At 46.9% G+C, this 20,841-nt stretch carries 27 protein-coding genes; 9 read left to right on the plus strand and 18 right to left on the minus strand.

Going from position 1 to position 20,841, the window contains the following annotated elements; genetic code table 11:
- Positions 1 to 11: 11 nt before the first annotated feature.
- A complete protein-coding gene (locus M654_RS13945; RefSeq protein WP_026587489.1) occupies positions 12 to 332 on the minus strand; it encodes a transcriptional regulator YodB in 321 nt (106 codons plus the stop codon).
- A gap of 134 nt (positions 333 to 466) precedes the next feature.
- Here M654_RS13945 and M654_RS13950 point away from each other — a divergent pair, with 134 nt between their 5' ends.
- Entirely contained in the window at positions 467 to 1,087 is a 621-nt protein-coding gene (locus tag M654_RS13950) for a nitroreductase family protein (RefSeq protein WP_026587490.1), read from the plus strand.
- Between the two features lie 45 nt (positions 1,088 to 1,132).
- On the opposite strand, the gene M654_RS13955 is transcribed toward M654_RS13950, so the two are convergent.
- Positions 1,133 to 1,738, minus strand: a complete 606-nt coding sequence (locus M654_RS13955; protein ID WP_026587491.1) for an alpha/beta hydrolase — start codon at positions 1,736 to 1,738, stop codon at positions 1,133 to 1,135.
- 1 nt (position 1,739) lies between these two features.
- Complete coding sequence (locus M654_RS13960) at positions 1,740 to 2,666, minus strand: ring-cleaving dioxygenase (protein ID WP_026587492.1); 927 nt, start codon at positions 2,664 to 2,666, stop codon at positions 1,740 to 1,742.
- A 183-nt stretch (positions 2,667 to 2,849) separates the two neighbouring features.
- On the opposite strand from M654_RS13960, the gene M654_RS13965 reads away from it, so the two are divergent.
- Both M654_RS13965 and M654_RS13970 read left to right on the plus strand, forming a co-directional pair.
- Entirely contained in the window at positions 2,850 to 3,050 is a 201-nt protein-coding gene (locus M654_RS13965) for a DUF3311 domain-containing protein (RefSeq protein ID WP_026587493.1), read from the plus strand.
- Complete coding sequence (locus M654_RS13970) at positions 3,050 to 4,531, plus strand: sodium:solute symporter family protein (RefSeq protein ID WP_026587494.1); 1,482 nt, start codon at positions 3,050 to 3,052, stop codon at positions 4,529 to 4,531. The genes M654_RS13965 and M654_RS13970 overlap by 1 nt, the downstream gene beginning before the upstream one ends.
- A 51-nt stretch (positions 4,532 to 4,582) precedes the next feature.
- On the opposite strand, the gene M654_RS13975 is transcribed toward M654_RS13970, so the two are convergent.
- On the minus strand, positions 4,583 to 5,980 hold the full coding sequence (locus M654_RS13975; protein WP_026587495.1) for a S41 family peptidase: 1,398 nt from the start codon (positions 5,978 to 5,980) through the stop codon (positions 4,583 to 4,585).
- 160 nt (positions 5,981 to 6,140) lie between these two features.
- Here M654_RS13975 and M654_RS13980 point away from each other — a divergent pair, with 160 nt between their 5' ends.
- Both M654_RS13980 and M654_RS13985 read left to right on the plus strand, forming a co-directional pair.
- On the plus strand, positions 6,141 to 6,845 hold the full coding sequence (locus tag M654_RS13980) for a class I SAM-dependent methyltransferase (RefSeq protein ID WP_026587496.1): 705 nt from the start codon (positions 6,141 to 6,143) through the stop codon (positions 6,843 to 6,845).
- Positions 6,846 to 6,941: 96 nt separating this feature from the next.
- Entirely contained in the window at positions 6,942 to 7,196 is a 255-nt protein-coding gene (locus tag M654_RS13985) for a hypothetical protein (protein ID WP_026587497.1), read from the plus strand.
- Positions 7,197 to 7,233: 37 nt separating this feature from the next.
- On the opposite strand, the gene M654_RS13990 is transcribed toward M654_RS13985, so the two are convergent.
- The gene (locus M654_RS13990; protein WP_026587498.1) at positions 7,234 to 8,061 is read right to left on the minus strand and encodes a D-Ala-D-Ala carboxypeptidase VanY; all 828 of its coding nucleotides are present in this window, start codon (positions 8,059 to 8,061) and stop codon (positions 7,234 to 7,236) included.
- 29 nt (positions 8,062 to 8,090) lie between these two features.
- Positions 8,091 to 8,792, minus strand: coding sequence for a purine-nucleoside phosphorylase (deoD, locus tag M654_RS13995; protein ID WP_026587499.1), 702 nt, complete (start codon positions 8,790 to 8,792; stop codon positions 8,091 to 8,093).
- Positions 8,793 to 8,968: 176 nt separating this feature from the next.
- Here deoD and M654_RS14000 point away from each other — a divergent pair, with 176 nt between their 5' ends.
- The 3 genes from M654_RS14000 (at position 8,969) to M654_RS14010 (ending at position 11,046) form a co-directional block, all read left to right on the plus strand.
- Positions 8,969 to 9,970, plus strand: a complete 1,002-nt coding sequence (locus M654_RS14000) for a permease (protein ID WP_026587500.1) — start codon at positions 8,969 to 8,971, stop codon at positions 9,968 to 9,970.
- 15 nt (positions 9,971 to 9,985) lie between these two features.
- Entirely contained in the window at positions 9,986 to 10,846 is an 861-nt protein-coding gene (locus M654_RS14005) for a TIGR03943 family putative permease subunit (protein ID WP_026587501.1), read from the plus strand.
- Between the two features lie 68 nt (positions 10,847 to 10,914).
- Complete coding sequence (locus M654_RS14010; RefSeq protein WP_142246112.1) at positions 10,915 to 11,046, plus strand: hypothetical protein; 132 nt, start codon at positions 10,915 to 10,917, stop codon at positions 11,044 to 11,046.
- Positions 11,047 to 11,083: 37 nt separating this feature from the next.
- On the opposite strand, the gene M654_RS14015 is transcribed toward M654_RS14010, so the two are convergent.
- From M654_RS14015 to M654_RS14025, 3 genes are all read right to left on the minus strand, one after another.
- The gene (locus M654_RS14015) at positions 11,084 to 11,398 is read right to left on the minus strand and encodes a YodL domain-containing protein (RefSeq protein ID WP_026587502.1); all 315 of its coding nucleotides are present in this window, start codon (positions 11,396 to 11,398) and stop codon (positions 11,084 to 11,086) included.
- Positions 11,399 to 11,452: 54 nt separating this feature from the next.
- Entirely contained in the window at positions 11,453 to 12,064 is a 612-nt protein-coding gene (locus tag M654_RS14020) for a phosphatase PAP2 family protein (RefSeq protein ID WP_026587503.1), read from the minus strand.
- Positions 12,065 to 12,179: 115 nt separating this feature from the next.
- Positions 12,180 to 12,350: a YozD family protein gene (locus M654_RS14025; protein ID WP_077736609.1), complete on the minus strand. Its 171-nt coding sequence runs from the start codon at positions 12,348 to 12,350 to the stop codon at positions 12,180 to 12,182.
- 120 nt (positions 12,351 to 12,470) lie between these two features.
- Here M654_RS14025 and M654_RS23945 point away from each other — a divergent pair, with 120 nt between their 5' ends.
- Complete coding sequence (locus M654_RS23945) at positions 12,471 to 12,605, plus strand: hypothetical protein (protein WP_026587504.1); 135 nt, start codon at positions 12,471 to 12,473, stop codon at positions 12,603 to 12,605.
- Here M654_RS23945 and M654_RS14030 read toward each other — a convergent pair.
- The 9 genes from M654_RS14030 to M654_RS14070 all read right to left on the minus strand — a co-directional run bounded on the left by M654_RS14030 (position 12,598) and on the right by M654_RS14070 (position 20,337).
- Positions 12,598 to 13,278, minus strand: coding sequence for a hypothetical protein (locus M654_RS14030; RefSeq protein WP_026587505.1), 681 nt, complete (start codon positions 13,276 to 13,278; stop codon positions 12,598 to 12,600). The genes M654_RS23945 and M654_RS14030 overlap by 8 nt on opposite strands.
- A gap of 173 nt (positions 13,279 to 13,451) precedes the next feature.
- Positions 13,452 to 13,673 (minus strand): YozE family protein, encoded by a 222-nt coding sequence (locus M654_RS14035; protein WP_026587506.1) that lies wholly within the window; start codon positions 13,671 to 13,673, stop codon positions 13,452 to 13,454.
- Positions 13,674 to 13,762: 89 nt separating this feature from the next.
- Entirely contained in the window at positions 13,763 to 14,044 is a 282-nt protein-coding gene (locus tag M654_RS14040; protein ID WP_026587507.1) for a YokU family protein, read from the minus strand.
- A complete protein-coding gene (gene ablA / locus M654_RS14045; protein WP_026587508.1) occupies positions 14,041 to 15,450 on the minus strand; it encodes a lysine 2,3-aminomutase in 1,410 nt (469 codons plus the stop codon). The genes M654_RS14040 and ablA overlap by 4 nt, the downstream gene beginning before the upstream one ends.
- 74 nt (positions 15,451 to 15,524) lie before the next feature.
- Entirely contained in the window at positions 15,525 to 16,370 is an 846-nt protein-coding gene (gene ablB / locus M654_RS14050) for a putative beta-lysine N-acetyltransferase (protein WP_026587509.1), read from the minus strand.
- 18 nt (positions 16,371 to 16,388) lie between these two features.
- On the minus strand, positions 16,389 to 17,657 hold the full coding sequence (locus M654_RS14055) for a peptidase (protein WP_026587510.1): 1,269 nt from the start codon (positions 17,655 to 17,657) through the stop codon (positions 16,389 to 16,391).
- Between the two features lie 13 nt (positions 17,658 to 17,670).
- Positions 17,671 to 18,324, minus strand: coding sequence for a 3-oxoacid CoA-transferase subunit B (locus M654_RS14060; protein ID WP_026587511.1), 654 nt, complete (start codon positions 18,322 to 18,324; stop codon positions 17,671 to 17,673).
- Entirely contained in the window at positions 18,309 to 18,992 is a 684-nt protein-coding gene (locus M654_RS14065) for a CoA transferase subunit A (RefSeq protein ID WP_026587512.1), read from the minus strand. The genes M654_RS14060 and M654_RS14065 overlap by 16 nt, the downstream gene beginning before the upstream one ends.
- Positions 18,982 to 20,337 carry an aspartate aminotransferase family protein gene (locus tag M654_RS14070; protein ID WP_026587513.1) on the minus strand — a complete coding sequence of 452 codons (1,356 nt, stop codon included), beginning with the start codon at positions 20,335 to 20,337 and terminating at the stop codon, positions 18,982 to 18,984. The genes M654_RS14065 and M654_RS14070 overlap by 11 nt, the downstream gene beginning before the upstream one ends.
- Positions 20,338 to 20,841: the final 504 nt, after the last annotated feature.

The raw sequence follows: 20,841 nt of genomic DNA on the forward strand, positions 1-20,841 counted from the left end.
GGCCATCCTTATCAGTTCCCTTCCGCATCACAATGGTGTTCTGCCCACTTTTGTATCTCGTGCAAAACAGGTTCAAGCGCCGCTCCTTTGCCTGTCAATTGATAGATCACTTTCACAGGCGTCTCCGGCAAAACCTGACGTTCGACGATACCACCCTGCTCCAGTTCTTTTAAACGTTCAGCCAGCATTTTTTGGCTGATCATTGGTATCATTTCCGTTAAATCTTTAAACCGTTTAGGTCCATCCAATAAAACATGGATGATCAGTCCATTCCATCGTTTGCCGAGCAAAGAAAAGGCGGCCTCCATTTTAGGACACATTGTAAACCCCAATTCTCTCACCCCTCCATATCCAGTTGACAAATAGTCTTTGCACCATTAGAATACTGATTGAAGTTACAAAAAGTAAGTTTCTAACTTTTTATCTAACTCTATCATACCACGTTTATCGTAAAGGAGGAAGTCACATGACTTTATCGGAGAATCAAGCGATTCAAGTTTTGACAGAACGCTCATCTATTAAAGAATATGACACAAGCGCCGCCATCTCGAAAGAGGAGCTGACAGAGCTTTTGGAAATTACAACAAAAGCGCCGTCAGCATGGAACCTGCAGCACTGGCACTTTACTGTATTTCACAGCCGGGAATCAAAAGACAAGCTTCTCCCGATTGCCTACAACCAAAAACAAGTCAGCCAGGCATCAGCGGTTGTCGCTGTCTTGGGAGACCTCAAGGCAAACTTAAACGGGGAAGCCGTCTACGGTCCTTTAACAGAAGAAGGGTATATGACCGAAGAAATCAAAGAGACGCTTCTCGGACAGATTAACGGCGCTTACCAAAACAGTGCGTTTGCCAGAGACGCCGCTTTCACCAATGCATCGCTTGCAGCGATGCAGCTGATGATCGCAGCCAAGGCGATGGGCTATGATACGTGTGCCATGGGCGGTTTCGACAAGGAAGCGTTTGTGAAAGAATTCAATATTGATGAACGCTATGTACCGGTCATGCTGATTTCGATTGGAAAACAGGTGAAACCGGCTCACAAAAGCAGCCGCTTTGATGTTTCTGAAGTATCTACATGGCTGTAAACATGTGAAAAACCTTAGTCCCGAAAAAGGGACTAAGGTTTATTTTTATGCTTTGAGATGTGTTTCATACCAGTTTTTTGCCTGTTCAATTTCCCGATGTGTGAGCTGATGTCCGCCCTCTTCCCAATGAAGTTCGACATCCGCCCCGGCGTTTTTGAAATACCCGGCAAGCTCGTCCGACTCCTGGGGCGGACAAAGCGGATCTGTCTGTCCGGCTCCGATAAAAACAGGAATTCCCGCCATATCAGGAAGCTTCCTATTTCTAAGCGGAACCATCGGATGATGCAGCACGGCCCCCTTCAGCACGTGTTCATGGAGAAACAAGAGGCTTGCAGCAATATTGGCGCCGTTTGAATAGCCGACCGCCACCACTTGATTCCGGTCGAACTCAAGCTCTTCTGCCGCTTGATCGAGAAATGTCTTCAATTCATCCGTTCTTGCGATTAAATCGTTCTCATCAAAAACCCCTTCTCTCAACCGTTTAAAAAAACGGGGCATGCCGTTTTCCAAAACCTTTCCTCTGACTCCGAGCAGATTTGCATGCGGGTCAATCATTCTGCCGATCGGCAAAAGGTCGTGTTCATTCCCTCCGGTTCCGTGCAAAAGCAGCAGTGTAACGTCTGATTGCCCTCTCTCAAAAATATGGTTCATTTTATATGTCCCCCTTTTCCCATATTGGAAGAATGCCTTCGATTTGACGGCGGTGCTCTTCAAGCCAGTCCGGGAGCTTCAATGTCGTTCCCAAGTCCTCGAGTTCCTCGTCAACGAGAAAGCCCGGACCGTCTGTCGCCATTTCAAATAATATACCGCCTTTTTCCCTGAAATAAACGGATGTGAAGTATTGGCGGTCAAGAATGTCCGAAGTGGAAAATCCGCTTTCAGGAAGCCGTTTTCTCCACTCTTTTTGTTCTTCGGGATTCGTTCTGAAAGCCACATGGTGAATCGTGCCATATCCGCCGATGCCTCTCGCGTTTTCATTCAGCTTGACATCGAGACGGTTTCCGATTGTTCCGTCGGATTCAAGGCGGACATATCCTTTATCTTCACCTTTTTTCTGATAGCCGAATTGCTCTTCCAAAAAGCGGATCGTCGCCTCAGGCCGATAGCTGTTCAATGTTACGCCTTTTATGCCCTTGATTGCATAACGAGCCGGAATGGCAGCCGCTTCCCATGTGCTCTCTGCGCCTTCTTCATCTTCTGTGATGGAAAGCTTGAGCCCTTCCGCATCTTGAAAAAGCAGAACAGCCTCGTTAAAGAGCACTGATTCGCAAGCATTGATACCCCTCTCTTCAAGGCGCTTTATCCAAAAGGAAAGCGCACGCTTAGGCACGGCTAAATCGATCCTTCCCGCCTGTCCGTTTCCAACCATTCCCTGTGAGCTCTGCTGAAATGGGAAGAATGTTAAAATCGTCCCGGGATCACCGGTTTCATTCCCGAAATAAAAATGATAAGTGCCGGGGTCATCAAAATTGACCGTTTTTTTGACGAGCCTTAAACCCAATACCTCCGTATAAAAGGCCAAATTTACTTTTGGATCTTTCGCAAAGGCTGTCACATGGTGAAGTCCTTCTGTTTTCATGATGATTCTCCTTTTATCTCGAATTCAAGATATTAATTATTGTAATGTTATATTATCATTTCCGCAAGGCAGACGTATTGTTTTAATAATTTAAAAAATCACTTTTTTCTAATAATTATCTTGTGATTGAATCTGACAACTGCTATGATAATGAACATTAAAATGCTTCAAGGAGGAAATAAGGTGAATAAACGGTTTTTGATTGCGATTCTTTTCTTCATCCCTTTTATCGGCCAGCTTGTCTTGCTGCCGTTTGTCAACCGGATTGAGCCGGTCATTTTCGGGCTTCCGTTTTTCCACTTTTGGCTCGTATTATGGATCGTCTTGACACCGTTGATTACATTCGTGATTTACAGATTAGAAAAAAGCGGAGGTTATGAATGATGCAGGGAAATTTAACAGCTCTTTTGATAACGGCGGCCATTATCCTGAGCGTTGTCTGTATCGGATTTTTGGCCGGAAGCAACAAACAATCGCGCAAATCGGTTGAAGAATGGTCTGTCGGCGGAAGGCGATTCGGCGGGCTCCTCGTCTGGTTTCTCGTCGGCGCCGACCTCTATACGGCGTATACGTTTTTAGGGCTGACAAGCACGGCATTTACAAGCGGAAGCGCAGCTTTTTTTGCTATTCCTTATTCTGTTCTGGCATATTTTATCGCTTACTTTTTCCTGCCGAAAATATGGCATGTGGCAAAAGAACACCGCTTGACAACCCTTGCTGATTATGCGCGGGAACGATTCAACAGCAAACTCGTGTCATCGCTTGTTGCGATCGTCGGCGTCCTGATGCTGATTCCCTACATCTGTCTTCAGCTCAGCGGAATCCAGGACACGCTGCGGGTCGCGGGAACGAATTTTATTAACGTGAATGCGGTCGTCATCATATCTTTTATACTTGTCGCGCTTTATACGTTTTTCAGCGGTATTAAAGGGCCTACATATACCGCCATTATTAAGGATATTTTAGTTTGGGTGATGATGTTGTTTATGGTCGTTTCTCTGCCGCTCATTCATTTTAACGGCTGGACGCCGATGATTGACAAACTGGCAAGTGAAGCACCGCAAATGCTTACCATCCCTTCCGATGGACCAAGGGGAATTGCCTGGTTTATTACCGCCTCGATCGTTTCCGCCCTCGCCTTATTTATGTGGGCGCACGCGGCAACGGGTGTTTTTACGGCGAACAGCGCTGATGCCCTCAGGAAAAACAGCATGTTTCTCCCATTGTATAATATCGTGCTGATCCTTGTGATCTTCCTTGGATTTATCGCTTTTCTCGTCCTTCCTGAGGACACGAACCCAAGACTTGCTTTGCTTTATTTGATTCAGACGTCCTATGGCGGTGTCACACAAGGATTTGCCTATTCGACGATCGCTCTGGCCAGTCTCATCCCGTGCTCGATTATGGCGATCGGGGCGTCCAATCTGTTTGCCAACAATTTATACCGCGATTTGATTAATCCCCGCGTTTCGGGAAACCGGCTGACGATGATCACGCGTTCGATGGTATTTGTCGTTATCGGTCTTGCGCTGTTATTCGGAATGCTGTTCCCGGCGGCGCTTGTGACGCTTCAGCTTCTCGGGGTATCCGGAATGGTGCAGATTTTCCCGGCCATCGTCATCAGCTTGTTCTGGAGAAACCAGACAAAAGAAGCGACGGTCATCGGCTTGATTATCGGCCTTATCGTGACGTTTACGGTTTATGTGACGAAAACCTCATTCGGCATTTACGAAGGGTTCTGGGGGCTTTTAGCCAATCTCGTCTTTCTCGTGATCCTGAATCCGTTCTTTGTGAAAAATGTGAAGACAAATTCTGTCGTCAGCTTTTTGTTTGATGCAAAGAAAAGCGTGCAAAAAAGCGCCTGAGATCATACAGCAAAACACCCTTGCAGCAAAATGTGCAAGGGTGTTTTTAAGTTATTTTTCTTTTTTCAAAATTTCAATCGCTTTATCAAGCTGTGTATCGTTTTCGGAAAGCTTTTTCTGCAGCTTGTTTGTCAGGCTGATGGTTGTCTCGCCGGTGATGATTCCGGTTGCCTTCAGCTTTTGATCTTTTTGAAACTTTTTCACGGCGGCTGCTGTCTGATCATCGAAGGAGCCGGTCGGTTTTATCGTGTAGCCGAGCGCTTTGAGCATTTGCTGTGCGGCTTTCACTTCGTCTCCTGTGCTGCCTGACTTATACTCTTTTTTGGAGTCGAGGTACGGCAGTTTGGCGTAGCTTGGAAGCTCGGCCTTGTATTGCGGCTTGATCCCTTTTTCATGAATCCAGTCCCCGTTTGGCGTCAGCCATTTGGCAATCGTCAGCTTGACTGTTGATCCGTCGGCGAAGTTTTCCGCGTTTTGCACCGTACCTTTTCCGAACGTTTTTTCACCGACAATCGGAATACCGGAAGACTGATGCAGCGCAGCTGCCATGATTTCAGCGGCGCTCGCCGTTCCTCCGTTGACGAGAACAACGGTCGGCTTGGTCACTTTTCGTTCATTTTCCGCTTTATATACTTCTTTTTTACCGTTTTTCGGTTCAACTTGCAAAATCGTTTTGCCTTTATCAACGAATAGGTTGCTCATTGTAATCGCTTGGTCCATCAGGCCTCCCGGGTTGCCCCTGAGATCCAATACAAAACGGTCCGCCCCTTTTTCGGTGAGGCTGTCAATCGCTTTTGTCAGCTCTTTAGACGTGTTTTCCGAGAAAGACGTAATTTGGATTTCGCCGATATGGCCATCGATCATTTTCGAATAAACCGTTTCAATCGGAATCGTATCACGCTTAATGGTGACATCGATTTGCCCGACGCCTTCCCTGTTTAAGACCAGCTTGACTTCCGTGCCTTTTTTGCCGCGGATCATCGCAACCGCTTCGTTGACAGTTTTGCCTTTGACGCTTTTGCCGTCAACTTTCTGAATTTCGTCATGCGGCTTCAAGCCCGCTTTTTCTGCCGGTGAGCCTTTAATAGGCGCGACGATTAAAATTTGTCCATTTTTCTCTTCCACTTGGGCGCCGATTCCTTCAAAAGAAGAGGTAATGCTTTCTTCAAAACTTGTGGCCTCTTTTTTGTCCATATATGTAGAATACGGATCATCCAAAGCCTCTAGCATCCCTTTGATCGCACCATCTGTCAGCTTTTCATCGTCTGTATTTTGATAATAGTCGCTCTTGATTTTGTCATACGCCGCCATCAGCTTGTCAAATTTATCGCCGTTTGATGCGGAATATACTGTCCCGCCGTTTTCTCTTTGTACGATAAAAAGCGTTAGTGCCGAAGCGGCGACGGCAGTAATCAATACTGCCAAAAAGAGTTTTAACTGCTGTTTCAAACGAACACCACCTTTTCTTCTTACCATATTATCACGGACGAGTCTTTATTCGTCAACTCGCATCCCTTAGGCTAGGAGATTTTTCTGGGTTGTCTTTCCCTGTATATCTAAACGTTTTTTCAATTTTTGCATATGCATACACAAAAGGAGGGATCTTATTTTGAGCGATTATTTAGACATGCTGGCCACTTTCGGCGTCTCAGGCGCCCACCCCGGCGGCATGCGGCTGACAAAAGCGGTGCTTGCCAAAGCCGATATCGATCCGGAGCTGCCGATTCTTGATGCGGGCTGCGGAACCGGGCAGACCGCCGCCTATTTGAGCCACCTTCAGTTTCCAGTTACCGCCCTTGATTCAGATCCGGTCATGATTGAGAAAGCCAAAAAAAGGTTTGCAAAAGAACAGCTCTCCGTCCCGCTTTTTCAGTCCCGCCTCGAGAAAACGCCGTTTCAGGATGAAAGCTTCGCTTGTGTCTTAACAGAATCGGTGCTGAGTTTCACCGATTTCAAAGCGGCCTTAAAAGAAATCCGCCGGCTTCTGATGCCGGGCGGCAAGCTGATCGGCATTGAAGTTTCTCTTTTAAACGGCGGCCTCACAAAAGAGGATAAAAAAGTAATTACGGATTTTTACGGCTTTACCGTTTTATACAATAATGATGAATGGGTCCACGCTCTTCGGAAAGAAGGCTTTTCACAGGTTGAAATCGTTCCCAGCATGTTGGAAGAAACGGTTGACCTTGAAGCCGTTACCGAAATGGATTTGTCGCCTGTGATTTCGGCAAAAGCCTATCATACGATGGAACAGCACCATCAGCTTCTGGCCAAATATCAGCATGATCTCAGCTTTATCGTTTTTATATGCAGTTGATAAAACGGCGCTTCACCTCCTTCTTTCGTCCAACCTTTTCTATCAATATCGTCATAAGCTGAATAGGAATACTAGATGATGGAAGGAGCATGTTTAGTGGAGCGTTACTACAGGTTTTGTAACCAAAATATTGGAAGGGTTGCCAGAATCACTGACAGAAACGGGCGTGTCCATGTCGGCAAAATTGTCCGTGTATCACCGAACAGGGTTTTTATCGCCCCGGCGATCAGAAGAGGCGGCCCCGGATTCGGCTACGGCTTTTACGGAGGCTGGTGGGGATGGGGTCCTGCTTACGGAATTGGTCTCGGTTTAATCGCGGGTATAGCGCTCGCAGGGCTGTTTTTTTGGTAAACGAAAAAGGCCGATACACGTATCGGCCTTTTTCATTTTATATCTTTTTGACTTTTTCGAAATACTCTTCAAGCGTCAGATCATGTTCCTTGATCACTTTGGCGGCCTTTTTGCCTACATACCGCAAATGCCAAGGTTCATATTTGTATTTGGTAATGTCTTCTTTATTTTTCGGATAGCGGATGATAAAGCCGTATTTATAGGCGTTTTCCTCAACCCATTTTCCGTCTTTCGTATTGCCGAAGTCCTCGTTAAGGGCAAAGCCGTTGCTTCTGCTGGAAATGTCCATTGCCAAACCTGTCTGGTGCTCGCTCTGTCCCGGATAAGCGACGGCTTCTTTCGCTTTTTCCTCACCCTTTTGGCTTACTTCATTGTCATAGATCACTTTTTGTCTGTCATAAGATCTGTAGCCGGACACCGCAACAAGTTCAAACCCGTCTTTCTTCGCGGCATTGAACATCTTCTCCAGAGCCTCAGCAGCCTCTTTTCTAATATAGCGCTTGTCGATATCTTCGGTAAATGAAAATTCGACGTCAGGCACTGTTAAATCCGCAGGTGCATAGTCTCCAGGCAGGGCATAATCTTTGTTGACAAGCGCGAGAATATTGTCTGAATTTTGAATCGTCGGCAGGCCGTCAACCTCTTTAATTTGATTAAAGTATTTGCTTTCAAGTACAAAATCTTGATCTTCCAGATCTTTTTTTTCATTTGTTTTTTGATCTTTCGCATCTTGATTGGTGTTTGCCGTATTTTGCGGTTGAGCGGAGTCTGCGTTTTTTTCTTCATTCATTGAGCAACCCGCGCCTAATAATACAGCTGCACTCAAGATTGACGCGATCGGCATGTATTTGTATTGTATTTTCATCATTTTCCATCCTTTGTTCAGCGCTTCATCTACCGTAAAGCTGTGTCAAGCGCCAATAAAATCATATCGTTGAATGTGGTCTGTCTTTCTTCAGCGGTCGTTTCCTCGCCTGTCACCACATGATCGCTGACCGTGAGAATCGACAAAGCGTTCCGGCCGAATTTCGCCGCTAATGTATAGAGAGCTGTCGTTTCCATTTCAATCGCCAGCACGCCGTGCTTGGCAAGCTTTTCGATTTGGCTGTCATCATTGTAGAATTGGTCCGCCGTAAAAACATTTCCTGCCGTTACCGGGATATTCCGCTCCTTCGCAGCATCATACGCCGCTTTTAAAAGCTCGAAATTTGCGCATGGCGCAAAATCGATCGAACCAAACGCCACCCTGTTGATTTGCGAATCGGTGGAAGAGGTCATCGCGAGAATAACATCTCTCACTTTAACGTCTTCTTTGATAGCGCCGCATGAACCGACACGAATCAGGTTTTTCACATCATAGCTTCTGATCAGTTCATTCACATAGATCGAAATGGACGGTACACCCATGCCCGTCCCCTGTACGGAAACGCGTTTTCCTTTATATGTGCCGGTAAAACCGTACATACCCCGAACTTGGTTATAGCTTTCGACATTTTCCAAATATGTATCTGCGATGTATTTTGCGCGCAGCGGGTCTCCGGGCAGCAGCACCGTTTCTGCAATTTGCCCTTTTTCCGCGCCAATATGTACACTCATGAATATTCCTCCTGCCTAAGTATTGATCCAGCATCAGCTCGCAATATGTATTATAAACCAACATGATCGAAAATGAAAATAAGCTTTTGCGGTTCAAAACTTGTCATGTTTTCAAGTGGACAGGCATAGCATAAAAAAGAATCATTCCGATTAATAATCTTGACGGAGGAAAAGATATGTTTCGTTCGCTTAACCATTATCTTTTAGATTTTACAGGCATTCTCGTCATCGGCATTTTATTATGCCTATTGTCGATCGGCGGCTCGCTTTCAGCCGGACTTCCTTTTCATCTGCCCGCTTCCATCCAGCAGCTGAATACGATTTTTATCAGCATTTTAATTGAGGCGTTGCCCTTTGTCTTGATCGGCGTTTTAATGGCCGGTTTCATTCAAATTTTTATCACTGAAGAACATATCCGCTCTCTTTTTCCAAAAAACAAATTTTTCGCAGTGATTGTCAGCTGTTTGCTCGGCGCTTGTTTTCCTGCTTGTGAGTGCGGTATCGTACCGATCGTCAGACGGCTCGTCGCTAAAGGCGTTCCGATCTATGCCGGCGTCGGATTTCTTCTGACTGGTCCGCTGATTAATCCAATGGTCATCTTATCGACTTATATGGCTTTTGGCAATGATGTCCGAATGGCGGTTTTAAGGGGCGCCGTCGGGTTTACCGCCGCGCTCCTCACCGCCTTTTTCGTCAGCTTTATGTTTCGCTCAAACCAGCTGAAAACAAAAGAGACCCGCCGGGAGCATGATTCGGGTCATGTGAAAGCTCCCTTTTCAGAACGCCTCTTCGCTATGTTGAAGCATGCCATCGATGAATTTTTTGATATGGGAAGATATTTGATCATCGGGTCTTTCATCGCCGCTCTTGTGCAAACCTATATTCCCTTAAAATCTTTGTTTCTTGCAGGTGGCGGAATGATCGACTCCACATTGGTGATGATGGGACTTGCTTACTTTTTGTCGCTGTGCTCTGAAGCGGATGCGTTTATCGGCGCCTCCTTTACCAGCTTGTTTCCCCACTCCTCCATACTCGGATTTCTCGTATTCGGACCGATGCTTGATTTAAAAAATACGATCATGATGCTGCATGCATTCAAGCCGAAATTCGTGATTTGTCTTTCGATTTTGATCACGGTGTTCGTCTATATTTGCGTCAAAGCTGTCAGCTTGCTGTAGAAAGGAGGATTTCACATGGTATTTCAGCCGCAGCAGTTCCTGCGCGCACTTATTTTGGCCGCTTTTTCCGGTTTCATATTCAAGCTCCATCAGACGGGGGAAATCTATAAGCTGATCAACCCGAAATACGAATACATGAGCTTGATTGCCGCCGGTGCATTCGCTTTTCTGTTTATCATCCAGCTGTCAAGGATCTGGACCATCCGAGAGGATCATAGCGGATGCTGCAGCTGCGGTCATGATCACGGCCGCTCCAAGCCTTTCTTTATTAAAATGATCCATTATGCTGTGATCGCCTTACCGCTTATTACCGGCTTTACCTTCGCTCCAGCCGTGCTGAACTCATCTGTTGCCGCCAATAAAGGAACAATGCTCGCCAAAACATCCGCTCCGAACACCGAAGGCGCCGGACATGTGACAACACCTGAGATCGAAAACGAATCATCCGACATCCCCAAGACAGCCTATGATCGAAAAATGGCCCAGTTTCAACAGCAGAATCCGCTTCTGATGAAGGACGATCTGTTTGCCGATTACTATGATGAAATCAATGAAAATCTTGATGATTACATCGGAAAGCACATCAAAGTCAAAGGTTTTGTCCATAAAGAACCCGGCCTGAAAGCCGATCAGCTTGTCGTCTCCCGTTTTTTGATCACGCATTGTATCGCCGACGCCAGCTTGATCGGATTGCTTGCCGAATGGGACGGTGCCGAACATATAAAACGCGATACATGGGTTGAACTAGAGGGAATTCTCGGAAAAGCCTCCTATCAAGGAACCGTCATTCCGATCATTCAGGCAAAGCAATGGAAAACGGTTCAAGAGCCGAAGCATCCTTATGTCTATCCGGTGTCTATCAATATGACAGAGTAAAGATTTCCCCGGGATAAATGAGGAGCTGTTTAGTCATCCTATTTTTATGGAAGGAGGTCAAAGGTATAATGGGCAAAAAACAGCGAAACAGAGTGACCGGGCTGAAGAAAAACAATCACATCCCCGCAAAAGATGTGATCGCGGCGGAGGAAGCACACGAAAAAGACTTCAGCGCCAGAAAACGAAAGAACACAACGTAAAAAAACTGCGGATGGCGCTTCCGCAGTTTTTTTACGTTTAGGACGACTGGAGTAAAATCCGGTTGATCTTTCTCCAGCCTGTTGATAGCAGTTTATAGTAGGTTTTTCCTTTTTTCCCTTCATCGATTAAAACGATGTCGCCTGTGGCAAGAAATCTGGCCTTATAGTCATTCGGCACCGTGTCATACACATTAAAGGTGGAAAACGTCCGCTCAAGCACATCCGCATGGGTTCTGCCGTTTATTTCTGTTCTGTAAACCATCTCATATCCCTTATCTTCTCCAAAGCAAGGCGTTTGAAAAATCGTCACATCATAAGCTGTCAGCTTCTTTTTAAACAACATCAACGGCAATACGATCCCTCCCTTTTTATATACTATTGGCGTTTGGCAAGGGAAACCCTTTGACTAGTTTTGTCGAACAAGCGGGTAGTTTTCGCCAATTTTCTTGAAGAGGAAAAACAGCGCCAGACCGAGAGAAAATCCTGCTATAACATCGGTTGTGTAATGGACGCCGAGATAAATGCGGCTGATTCCGATCAGGATGGTCACCAGGCCTGTCCACACCAAAACGGCCGTCCTGTGCTTCTTGGAAAAAGGAATGTGCAGTAAAAGGATATATGCGATAAATGGATACATGCTCGCCGCATTCATCGAATGCCCGCTCGGAAAGCTGAAGGATGTCTCATGAACGAGATGGCTCACTTCAGGCCGCGGCCGGGAAATCCAGTCTTTTAGTCCTTCATTGACCGTTCTTTCCAGAAGAAAAAGCAGATAAACATACAGTGAAGCCGCCGCTTTTTTGCGGTAAGCGAGCAGCAGTGTCAAAACGAGCATCACGGTCAGCAGCAAGCCGCTTGACCCAATCCCTGTCATCGCTTTAAAAAACGGGGTGAGGAGCGGCTGTCTGAGAGCCGCGGCCGCCTTCGCGATATAAACGTCGATCAGCTGAACAGCAGGAACGCGAATGAGGGCGGCCATGACCAGAAAAAGTGCGGTGAAAATGAGTGTGTTACGCATCGAAAAATCTGCGCCTCCTTAAGTCGATATTGTTTACATATTGTACCCCCGCTTCTCTTTTTAAGGCAATAAATGAAAAAGGACCGAAGGCAAAGCCCGGCCGGTCCCCATCGCTTTAATCTTCTATATGCTCATCTATCATACATTTTGCAAGCAGGTAATCAAAGGTGATATCGGCAATTTCGAACAGTTCGTCCTCATTCGGTATGTAGCCTCTTCTTGTCAGCTCAAGATAAAAAAAATCAGCGATTTCTTCAGTATCTATCATAAGCTCAATTTCTTTCATTTTGATCGCCTCCTTATTCTGATGTATGAGCCGGCATTCGGATTTATAACCGGATTGTCATAATGTTTGTCCCTTCTCATATACATGTTGTAACAAAACAAAGCGGGAAGGGGAAAAGAAATGATCCAAAAAATGATTGCAGCGCTTGACGGAGACGGTTTCGACCTGATGCTGGAAAAAGTCTTGAAAGTCATGTTCGGATTCATTTTGTTCGGTTGCTTTCCTTATTTTTTATATTTGCTGTTTTTCAGCTGAAATATTCTTTCAGGCTGTTTAAAACAAAATTCATCATTTCTTTGTATTCCGCATCCTGAAACATTTCATACAGCACTTTGTAGTCGTTGTAAATATCCAGCAGCTCATCCACGACAGCCACGGCCATTTCACGCTCATGCTCCTGCTCTTCATTATCTGTGGCAGATGGCAGCAATACCTTTTCTGAAATCGGTTCATCCAGTTCCTGTCCGGCTTCACCGACATAATGAACAAAAAGCAGCTGGTGAACAAACTGATCCATTTCATATGTTCTGAGCACAAGTGTCAAGTCTTCTTCTTCCGTCTCAAGCCATTCCCCGTCTTTCAGGCGGGTCAGTTCATATATAATATCCTCCCAGCCGTCCTCTACATATCTCCAGATTTCCGTTCTGTGTCCGGTGATTTTAAAGAGCTCTTTGCCGTAATCTTTTACATACACGACATCACCGATTAGAAAACCATATTCGATATCAAGCTTTTCCGTCTCGACGATGACCCCGTCATAATCTTTATAAAGCTGTAAAGAAGACTCAAAATAAAGAACTTCATTATGATTGACTTCATAAAGAAAATGCTTGTCGATTTTATGAACTTTTGTCACAGTTCCGACCGTTCCGTACATGACAACAACTACAACATCTCCGACTTTAAATTTAGGCGCGTTTGGCTTCATTTTGACTCCCCCTTGCCTTAAAGCTTCCGTCTTACGCTTATCGTATGCATAAGGCTGTCATTTCGCATGGGCAAGGATACAACGCATGAACGTGTTTGCCGAAAATCCTAAAAAACCATGCCGGCACCCGGGATTAGGCCATAAAAGAACCCGCAGACATCGATCTGCGGGTTTTACTGCCTTGTTTCCGATATATATTTTTCCCAAGCCTCATCAAATGTCGTCATCGATGATAAATAATCTCCATTGAGCTCAAGGTATGAACTGATTTCATCGTACTGGTTTGACGTCTTCGGAAACCCGTGATCATGATAGGCGTGATTGGCAAATTCACTGATCGCGTCTTTCGGCTTCGGATGTCGGTATTTCATTAAATAATGATAAAAGGATTTCACGGCCTCCCCCTCCTGTCTTCTTTTGATGTACTATTATACAGGCACCAGAAAAAAATACAAACAAAAAAACCGGCTTTAGTCAAGCCGGTTTAAGACGAGAAGTCAAAATAATTGCGCTTTAAAATCCGCTCGGTTTTCATTAGCGTGTCAAATGATACGGATGAAGGCAGTGCTTTTGTATCGATCAAGAGCAGCTGGTTTTCAATGTCTTGAATGATGGATTCCTCCTGATAGACCATCCCGCAGCTGCCGCAGCTGACAGCGGGCGTCTCCGTGATTTCAACCGCTTTTGTGCCGTCCGGCAGCTCCCAGTATACGGTCGTTCGGTCATGTTCTGCTTCCGTCTGGCCGCACCAGTCACAGCGCTTCATTGAGCACGCCCCTCAGCTTCGCTTTCTTTATTCTGCTGGGCGAGGAATTTCTTTTCTTTTAATTCATCCCGCTTTGCCCTTCGGCTTTTCAATGTTTCATGGTCAGGCCGCTCAGAATAGCTTTCCCGCCTTTTTAAACGGGTTAAGCCGTCAGGTGTATAAGAGAGCGTCTGATCCTCAAAGATCGCGGAGATGCCGATCTGTTCTTTTTCCCTCATCACCTCTGGATAGATTTCGGCGAAATAATCGTCCGCTCTGCCTGGCACATAGTTTTCCGGCTCAGGATAAGAAGTGATCACCCCTTCAAAATTGCGGAGTACGACTTTGTCAGGGCTTTGCGAAATCAGGTAGTTCGGTTGAATGGCGATTTTCCCGCCCCCGCCCGGTGCGTCCACAACAAAGGTCGGTACGGCGTACCCGCTCGTATGCCCCCGCAAGCCTTCAATGATTTCAAGCCCCTTTGACACCGGGGCCCTGAAGTGGCCGATGCCTTCGGATAAATCACACTGATAAATGTAATACGGGCGGACTCTGATTTTGACCAAATCGTGCATCAGTTTTTTCATAATGGGAACGCTGTCATTTATGCCCGCCAAAATCACCGCCTGATTGCCGACCGGAACGCCTGCGTTGACAAGCTTTTCACAGGCTTCCTTCGCTTCTTCGGTGATTTCGATGCTCGTGTTGAAATGGGTGTTCAGCCAGACGGGATGGTATTTTTTCAAAATGTCGCAAAGCTTATCGGTGATCCGCTGCGGAAACACGACAGGAGCTCTCGTGCCAATCCGAATAATTTCAACGTGCGGAATGGCGCGCAGATTTTTCAAGATGTACTCCAGTATCTGATCATTGATTAACAGACCGTCCCCTCCCGAAATGAGCACATCCCTGACATCCGGTGTATCCCGAATATATCCGATCGCCTGGTCAAGCTGCTTTTTCGGCACCCCCATGCCGATTTGACCTGAAAAGCGCCGCCTCGTACAGTATCTGCAATACATGGAGCACTGATTTGTGACGAGAAAAAGAACGCGGTCAGGGTACCGGTGGGTTAGCCCCGGTACAGGCGAATCTTCATCTTCATGCAGGGGATCTTCAAGATCGTATTTCGTTTTATGCATTTCGTCTGACAGCGGAACCGATTGCATCCTGATCGGACAGCGGGGATCGTCGGGATTCATAAGGGAAGCGTAGTAAGGTGTAATATTTAGAGGAATCGTTTTTGTAGAAATCCGCACCCCCTCTTCTTCTTCTTTTGTCAGATTGACGACCTTTTTTAAATCATCCAACGTTCTCACGGTATGAGTCAGCTGCCATATCCAATCATTCCACTTTTCTTCGGGAACATCTTTCCAAAGCTCAATTTCCTTCCAATGCCTTTTTGGCTTGAACAGGCCGTTTGCCATATTCCATCCCCCTATCAGCATTTTTCCTATTACTTCCCAGGTTATGTCACGGTCAGGGAAAGTGCCTCTTATTTTCAAAAATCATCCTGAAAGCCGCTTAAATTCTTGCACCAGATGTTCATGTTCTCAATTGCTTCATAAATGAGGCAATTGTTGATAAGACGCCCCCTGTAACGGTAAGACAAATGATAAAGACTGGCGTTCATTCCGAAGGAAGCCGCTCTTGCAATCGAAAAAACAGAAAAGATGCCGGCTTTTTTCAGGTCTGCTTCAAGTGCCGTGATGAGCAGCTTTGTCAAAGAAGAGCCCCGATACGAAGGGAGAACGGCACAATCGGTCAATTCCGCATGCCCCAAGGCGGGATTGATATCTGCCGCCGCTGCTGCGATCAGCTTGTTTTCGTCAAATGCGAGCCGGTAAACAGTCCCTTCGGCCATCAGCTTTTCAAGGTAGGTATGATCGAAAACAGGTGCCGGATATACCGGGAAGACATCCTTGTAGAGCTTTGCCATAAGAGGTGCATCCTCTGCGTCGGCCCGCCTGATCTTAAATTCGCTTTTCTTTTCCGCTTTTAAACATTTGGTGCAAAATAATGTTTCCAGCATTTGATCCTGTCTGTGCCAATCCTGTGTCTCTCGTCTGCTTTCTTTTACATATCTCACAAACAGTTCGGCGTCATGGCCGTTAAAATATCCGTCTATCTGTCCTTCCGGCTCATACAGATGCTCAAGCATAGCGGTTCTGTCTCGTGCTTTCGCAAAAATGATGATCTTTTCAAGATTACGCGCTTTTGCAGCTTTCAGTATATCCGGGAAAAAAGAAGCGACATCCCCTTCATAGTTGATGACTCTGATTCTTTTATTCAGCACATCAAGATCGATCTCGAGCGTGCCGTATTCGTTGCTCCATTTTTCCGTCATGGCCCCCTCCTTGTCGCTTTACTTTTCATAGCCACACCAATTCATAATGAAGAGGCTGATGATTTTCGCCGCTTTGATCATCGCATCCTTTTCAATGTATTCATTCGCTTGATGAGCCAGCTTTGTTTCGCCCGGTCCGAAGACGATGGCTGGCGTATCTCCCGCATGGGACAGGACGCCTCCGTCTGTCGCCCATGGAGACGCTTCGACGGCAGGCTGTTTGCCGGTGATGTTTTGATAGGCTTTTTTCAGAGAAACCGCCAATTCATGATCATCAGCTAAATCATTGGGCATCCATCTTGCCCCAAACCATTCGACTTCCACAGGGTAATGCTTAAACCAGTCATCATGATACTGAAGATCTTGGAGCCAGTTCTCCAATTCAGCCTGGACGGCTTCCGGGGATTCGTTCGGGGCGATTCCGCACCTTCCCTCCAAGGTCACGGTGTCGGCGACCGATGAGGGCCATGCGCCGCCCTTGATGGTTCCGATATTGATCGGGACAGGGATCGGGATATGTTCATATAAGGAATCTTTGATTCTTTTATTTCTCACCGATTCAAGCTGACGGATCGACCCGATGACAAGCATGCTTTTTTCTATGGCGCTAACGCCTTCATACCTTGTGCCTCCATGTGCGGAAAGCCCTTTTACCGTGATTCTGAACCACATTGATCCCTGCTGTTTGATAAAGATTTTCATATTTGTCGGCTCCGGGATCAGGGCTCCGTCCGCCCGGTACCCCCGCATGACGGCGGCAAGGGTTCCCGCTCCTCCGCATTCTTCATCGACGACGCTTTGAAAAATAAGGTCCCCTTTCAATCGGACCCCGCATTGTTCAAGCGCTTCGATCGCCATTAACAGGGCGGTATTCCCTCCCTTCATATCAGTCGTGCCGCGCCCGTAAATCCTTCCGTGTTTCATGATCGGCTGAAACGGCTCGATGTCCCAATCATTGCGGTTCCCTGCGGGGACGACATCGATGTGGCCGTTGAGAATCAGCGATTTCCCCCCTCCTGAACCGCGCTTGACAGCCGCGATATTCGGACTTTCTTTGAAGCTTGTTCTGTCGGATTTAAACAGGGGATGCTGATTTAATTGTTTTATGCTCGGTTCCCAGACATCGATTTCAGCGTCAAACTGCCTCAGTTTTTCCAAGACGACGGCTTGAGCGTTAAATTCTTCTCCGAGCGTGCTTTTTTCACCGACGAGCTTTTTCAACAGGCGAACCGCTTTTTTTTCGTGCGAATCAATCCAATCGCACACTTTTCTCTCTATGTTCTCCATCCAATTCCTCCTCTTACGAAAACGGCTGATCGATCCTGACCTTTCCATCTGTCAGCCGGAGTACATCTTCAAGATCTGCTCCGTTCATCAGTTCTTTTAAAACAAAACCTTCGTGTTCAATCGCAATCACAGCTTTATCGGTAATGACCATGTCAACACAGCCTTTGGCCGTTAAAGGGAGCGTGCAGTTTTCCACGAGCTTCGGCGCCCCGTTTTTATCGGTATGGCTCATGACAACGATCACTTTTTTCGCTTTTTGGGCAAGCTCCATTGCCCCTCCCATCCCGGGGACTTTTTTGCCCGGCACGATCCAGTTGGCAAGATCTCCAGACCTGCTGACCTGGAGGGATCCGAGGATCGTCAAGTCGATGCAGCCTTTTCTGATCATCCCAAAAGACACGGCCGAATCAAAATAGGAAGCCCCTTTGACAACCGTGACGGGGTAGCCCGCCGCATTGCAAAGGTTCTCATCCTCACTTCCCTTTTCAGGCGTTTCCCCGATCCCGAGCACACCGTTTTCCGCTTGAATCATGACGGAAATGCCGGGGGCCAAAAAATTCGGGACTAAAGACGGGATGCCGATTCCCAAGTTGACAACCATTCCATTTTTCACTTCTTCAGCCGCTCTTTTTGCGATTTGCTCCCGCTCCGTTACTCCCAAACCCATTTCCAGTTCACCCCTCCCGTCTCGCTCACCCCATGGACAAAAACGCCTGGTGTCACGATCTCTTCTTCAGCAAGCTCACCCGCTGGGACGATCCGGTTGACCTCTGCAAATGTCTTGTCAGCGGCCATCGCCATGAGCGGATTCATGTTGCGGGCCGATTTATCATATATAACGTTTCCGAACTCGTCGGCCGTTTTCCCGAAAACGAAGGCAAACTCAGCAGTCAGCGCCGCTTCGGCGAGATAGGATCGTCCATTGATGCTCACAAGCTTCTTGCCTTCTCGCACCATCTCGTGATCAACCCCGATGTCGGACAAAATCCCGCCCAATCCTACACCGCCCGCACGGATTCTTTCGGCCAAAATCCCCTGCGGAGAAAATTCAACGTCAAGAAACCCGTCTGTCATTTGTTTTCCGGCGACAGGGTTTGAGCCGATATGTGAAGCAATCAGCTTTTTTACCCGTTGATTGACGATCAAAGGGCCGATCCCGATGCCTGGAAACCCGGCATCATTACAAATCACCGTTAAATCTTTCACACCCGTTTCCAAAATCGCGCTGATGAAAGACGGGGGTGAACCGACTCCGCCAAATCCGCCGACCATAATGACCGACTCATCTTTTAAATCTGCAACCGCTTCTTCAATTGCCATCCGTTTATTCCGCATCATCTGCTGAGATCACCTTTTCCACCTGTTTTTCAACCGCATGTACGGCTTCTTGCAAACAGAATACAAGCTCATCCATCTCATGATCCGTAATCGTCAGCGGCGGTGCGATGATCACGGCGTCGCCCCCGCCGCCGGCAATTCCCGCCTCCGCCGGATAAATGAGCAGCCCCCTCCTTTTCGCTTCGGAAATGATTCGCGCTGATACTGACAGTGACGAAGGAAACGGTTTTTTGCTTTTTTTATCAGAGACAAATTCAACACCCAAGAGCAGCCCTTTTCCGCGAATGTCACCAATTATGTTTGATTGTTTCATGACATCCCTCAGCCGATTTTTCAGCCTTTTTCCTTTGGTCGCTGCTTGTCTTGGCAAATCATGCTTTATGATATAGCGCAGGACCGAAAGCGCGGCCGCGGCGGAAAAAGGGTTGGCGCTGTACGTATGACCGCTCATGATCACACCCGAGCCATTTTTGATCGTCTTCATGATCCCGTCCGTAATGACAGCCGCGGCAATCGGGGAATACCCGGCGCTCATTCCTTTCCCGAGAACAGCGATATCCGGCGTAACACCCCAATGTTCGATCGCCAGCATCTTCCCCGTTCTTCCCATGCCGCACATCACCTCATCCGCTATGAACAGAATCCCGTTTTCTTCGCAAAGATCTTTGATTCTTTTGTAGTACCCGCGAGGAGCGGCAATGGCGCCTCCCGCGGCTCCGATCACAGGTTCGGCCACAAAGCCGGCAATAAACGATTTGCCGATCCGTTTGATGGCAAGCTCTACCTCCTTCACACATGCTGTTTCACATTCGGGAGCTGACAGCTGATACGGGCACCTGTAGCAGTTTGGAGCAGATGCAGCGGGATAGTTGTGCAGCATCTGTGTAAACCGGTAGCGCCGTTCGTAAAACCCCGACAGTGACAGGGCTCCGTTCGTGATTCCGTGATAGCTGTTCCATCTGGAAAGAAACATCGTTTTGTCGTTTTGCCCTTTTTCCTGCCAGTATTGAACAGCGATTTTCATTGCGGTTTCGACCGCTTCTGAGCCGCTGTTTACAAAAAAAGACCAGTTTAGATCTTCGGGCAGCACTTCCGCCAGCAGTTCGGCAAGCTGCTCCGCAGGCCGGCTCGTAAACTGTGAACGATAGACAAAAGAAACAGCATCCAGCTGTTCTTTGAGAGGAGCAATAACCTCGGATACTCCGTGGCCGAGGCTGCAAGTGACAGCACCTGAGCAGCCGTCAAGAAATCGTTTTCCGGTTTGATCGTATATATAGCTTCCTTTCGCATACTGAACGACCGGATAGCTTTGATGAAGATCCGGCTTAATCAAAAATGACATGCAGATTTCCCCCCTTCCGAATGAAAAGGATGTTTTCTTTACATTGTATGAAGCGGGAAATGGCGGCATTCTTTTTTCATAGCCGGAATGAGTGCAAAAATGGTTTATCATGAAACAAGCGAACGATCGTTTTATCATAAAGGAATAAGATCACCTTTTGGCGGGATGACGCGACTTGAAAATCAATTATGAAAAGAATATGCTTGAAGGCACATGCTGCATCGACATTTTTTCAGACCGGAATAAAGGGAAAGTGCTGGAATTCTGATTCGATTTACTTGACTGAAGATCATTTCGGCTGCATCGAACCTGTATTTGAAAGATGCTGTAAGCCATTCGATTGCTTTGCATTTAACGAAATCGATGTGGATACATAGGCGGTGAATGGGAAGCTGTAAAACGCCTCACTCAGATGAAGTGAAAGATGTGTCAGGGTTTCCATTCGTTTATTCTGAACAAGAATTCAAGGAGAACGATGAAATAAACGTCAAACACCTGACACCC

It is taken from the genome of Bacillus sp. NSP9.1, assembly GCF_000465465.2.
Classification (GTDB): Bacteria; Bacillota; Bacilli; order Bacillales; family Bacillaceae; genus Bacillus; species Bacillus sonorensis_A.